General features: G+C 39.8%; 6 protein-coding genes. All 6 read left to right on the forward strand.

What is annotated here, in order from left to right; genetic code table 11:
- Positions 1-82: 82 nt before the first annotated feature.
- The 6 genes from PLK24_RS09570 (at position 83) to PLK24_RS09595 (ending at position 3776) form a co-directional block, all read left to right on the forward strand.
- Positions 83-286, forward strand: a complete 204-nt coding sequence (locus tag PLK24_RS09570) for a helix-turn-helix domain-containing protein (RefSeq protein WP_324478575.1) — start codon at positions 83-85, stop codon at positions 284-286.
- 9 nt (positions 287-295) lie between these two features.
- Complete coding sequence (locus tag PLK24_RS09575) at positions 296-1069, forward strand: hypothetical protein (protein WP_324478577.1); 774 nt, start codon at positions 296-298, stop codon at positions 1067-1069.
- Between the two features lie 128 nt (positions 1070-1197).
- On the forward strand, positions 1198-1614 hold the full coding sequence (locus tag PLK24_RS09580; protein ID WP_324478579.1) for a very short patch repair endonuclease: 417 nt from the start codon (positions 1198-1200) through the stop codon (positions 1612-1614).
- Entirely contained in the window at positions 1611-2663 is a 1053-nt protein-coding gene (locus PLK24_RS09585) for a DNA cytosine methyltransferase (RefSeq protein WP_349770678.1), read from the forward strand. The genes PLK24_RS09580 and PLK24_RS09585 overlap by 4 nt, the downstream gene beginning before the upstream one ends.
- 39 nt (positions 2664-2702) lie before the next feature.
- A complete protein-coding gene (locus PLK24_RS09590) occupies positions 2703-2882 on the forward strand; it encodes a hypothetical protein (RefSeq protein ID WP_324478583.1) in 180 nt (59 codons plus the stop codon).
- Positions 2883-3776, forward strand: a complete 894-nt coding sequence (locus tag PLK24_RS09595) for an SDH family Clp fold serine proteinase (RefSeq protein ID WP_324478585.1) — start codon at positions 2883-2885, stop codon at positions 3774-3776.
- Positions 3777-3787: the final 11 nt, after the last annotated feature.

Raw genomic sequence — 3787 nt, forward strand, 5'->3', positions numbered from 1 at the left:
CAAAGGAATATATGTTACTCCGATTCTGTAGACTTAAATATAACATAATCATACAATATTGTCAACAAATGGAGGTGTTGCCATGGCGATAATTCTAGAGCAATTTGGGTTAAAAATTCGCAACCTTCGCCTTAAAAAGAAGCTTTCGCAAGAGAAATTGGCCGAATTGGCTGACTTGCACCGTACTTATGTTGGGCAAGTCGAAAGCGGTAAGAGAAACATAGCTTTGTGCAATATTGCTAAGCTTGCCAAAGCTCTTGGCGTACAGGTGAAAGACCTTTTTTAGGAGAATAACATGCCGGGCAATGAAAAAGATGTTGCAAGATTCTTAGTTTTAAATAAAGGGCGAATATCTCTTGATCAGATTGGTAGCGTTATGGCTGTTGGTGCTCCTGGGCAGGCAGAGGGCAGCTATGTTGAAATTCCTACTGAACGAGATGTCGATATCTTATTAGCTGCCGAAGATTCAAGAAAGAAGGCAGATATTTATATCAATGGGAAAGGCGTTTCAGTTAAGCAAGCCGGGGCAAGTTTCTCATATAACCGTTTGCAGAGGGCAAATATATTGGAAGTCTTTAGAATTTTAGGTTTTGATAATCCAGAAGCATTATTGCACAATCTTGATAAGGAGGTTAGAAATTTTCATGCTGGGAATTTGCCAAGGAGAAATAGGCCTTGGAGGAATTTCTTCTCAGAACAGGATTTTAAGACCTTAGTTAAATTTTTAATGGTGCAGGGAAGCCCTAATGTTGGTTTCTCAGCCCATCAGGCTGAATTTATCATTGAGGCTCCTTCTCATGGGATAGCGGCAGAAAATATTAAAGTGTATACGTTCGATGAGTACTTTGACCAATACAAAGACAGTTTGATGATTGCAATCAGAAGGCAATGGATTGGGCAAGAGAGCGATTCTGAACATAATAGGGCAGTGGGTTTAGCTGGGAAAGCTGCTAATGCCCCATGGGTTTTCAACAACGTTGTGGGTGTCCCAAGGAATGGCTGGCGGCAAGGCTTCCCCGCACAAGATAGAAAGACTGTTTATTTCCTGATGATTGAGAAGACAGCTTAAAAAAAACCTGTTAGATTTTGGCATTTCTTGCGTCTATTATATTAGCAGGGCAAAACCTTGCTTAATAGAAAGGAGGCAAGGAATGCGGAACTATAAGGATTGAACTTACTAACTTTAAGAGTTATAATATGGTTTATAAGTTCAAGGTTTCCGCAGCAAGGTCAAAGCTAATGCGGAAGATTAAGAGCGATAAGACTGCTCCTGAAATTCTGCTACAGCGCGCTCTTCGAAAAGAGAATATTCGGTTTAGGAAAAACTCCAAGGCATTGCCAGGCAAACCAGACATAGTGTTAGGCAACGAAAAAATAGTAATTTTCGTTGATGGGGAATTCTGGCATGGCTACCTTTGGGAAAGAAAAAAGAGGAAGATTAAAGCAAATCGAGGATATTGGATACCAAAGATAGAAAAGAATATTCAACGGGATAAACAAAACAATAAGAAATTGCGCCAGGAAGGTTGGAAGGTAATTCGATTCTGGCAGCAACAAATAATCAAGGGATTGCCAAAATGTATAAAGAAAATAAAAATTGCGATGCAAGAATAAAAGTCGTCTCGCTCTTTTCTGGATGTGGGGGATTGGATTTAGGATTTGAGAAAGCTGGTTTTGATATTGTTTGGGCGAATGAATTTGATAAAACAATCTGGGAAACCTTTTCTAGTAACTTTCCGAAAGTGTACTTGGATAAACGAAGTATTATTGATATTCCATCCGCCGAAATTCCTATTTCCGATGGAATTATTGGAGGGCCTCCTTGCCAAAGTTGGAGCGAAGCAGGCGCTTGCCGTGGCATAAATGACCATAGGGGGCAGTTGTTTTTTGAATATGTAAGGGTGTTGAAAGATAAACAGCCTCTGTTTTTCCTTGCCGAAAATGTCTCGGGTATTCTAGCAAATATCCATAAAGATGCATTTCAAAAAATCTTAGAGGAATTTTCTGCTGCTGGTTATAACGTAGTTTATAAATTATTGAATGCACGGAACTTTAATGTTCCACAGGATAGGGAGAGAGTAATAATAGTTGGTTATCACAAGAAAATGGACAGGGTTTTTGAATTTCCTGAGCGGCATGGCAGATTTGTGAGTTTAAGGGATGCAATAGGGAAAATGCCAGAGCCAAAACCCGCCTTGAAATACAATAAGACTAATGGAAGTGTTTTGGAAATCCCGAATCATGAATATATGATTGGAGGTTTTTCAACGATCTATATGTCAAGGAATAGGGTGAGGAGCTGGGATGAGCAATCTTTCACTATTCAAGCAGGTGGAAGGCATGCGCCAATTCATCCTCAAGCGCCCAAAATGAAACTTATTGAAGAGAACAAAAGAGAGTTTGTAAAAGGGAAAGAGCATTTGTATAGGCGCTTATCAGTAAGAGAATGCGCGAGGATCCAAACTTTTCCCGACGATTTCATTTTTAAGTATACTGATGTTAGTGATGGGTACAAGATGGTAGGCAATGCTGTGCCGGTTGAATTCGCTAAATTCTTGGCTGAGAAAATTCTCACCGAAATTAAAGAATGGAAGAGAAGAAATCAGGAGCCGAAAGGCGATAGGCTTGTAAAGCAATCAGACCATCAGCCTGCATTCGCTTAGGGTTTATCCAATTAGGATTATCTATTTAGGGGGTGGGGTATGACAAATCAGGAAGTAGAGGATCTATTTAAGAAATTGAATATTTCCAAAGAAAGCCTTCCTAGTTACTCAGACCCTTATTCGTTTGCTGATCAAATCAAGCGAGCTTCCTTGCCGAAGGATGAAACAGAAAACATAAGCTATTCAACCGGCACAGGGCTTTTGATAAGGAAAGAATAAATGCCAAATTGGAATGAAGTTTTAATTGAACTTAAGAAAGAAGCTGAAGAAAGCCCCACGGATAGGATTAGGCGTAAATATCTTAAAAGGCTCTCGAAAAAAACGAAGAGAAATACTATAGCCTATTATTCGGGGTGGCTTCAAAAACCAAACCAACCCAGTGTTGCCGTTAACGATAGCGATATGAATGGATTTATGACAGTTATACACCAGATGGATAAATCCAAAGGGTTGGATTTATTGTTGCATACTCCGGGTGGCGATCTCGCGGCGACAGAATCAATAGTTGAATACCTAAGAAAAATGTTTGGAACCGATATTAGGGTGATTGTTCCTCATTTAGCAATGTCGGCTGGTACAATGATAGCTTGTTCTGGTAAAGAAATCCTGATGGGGAAGCATTCTAATTTAGGACCTATTGATCCTCAGTTCCGCGGAATCTCTGCAGAGGGAGTTTTGGAAGAGTTCGAACGTGCAAAGAGAGAAGTTAAAGCTGACCAAAGCACTATTCCAGTTTGGCAAGTAATATTGAGCAAGTACCATCCGACTTTTATTGGCGATTGCGAGAAAGCAATCCGATGGTCAAAAGAGCTCGCTAAGAAATGGTTAGAAACAGGGATGTTTCAGGGGCAAGCCGATGCTCAGAATAAAATTGATAGTGTTATGAAAATGCTCGCGAGCCATCAAGAGACTAGCTCGCATGCCAGGCATATCTCAGCGGAAAAATGTAAAGAAATTGGATTAAATGTTAAAATGCTAGAGGATGGAGATAAAGGGTTTCAAGATTTAATTTTGACAGTGCATCATGCTTTTTTTCACACTTTTGCTAGCTCAAATGTAACTAAGATTATTGAAAATCATAATGGTAGGGCGATGGTTATTTATCACGCTTGAATTTGAGGATA

This window comes from Atribacter sp. (assembly GCF_035418125.1).
GTDB classification, from domain to species: Bacteria; Atribacterota; Atribacteria; order Atribacterales; family Atribacteraceae; genus Atribacter; species Atribacter allofermentans.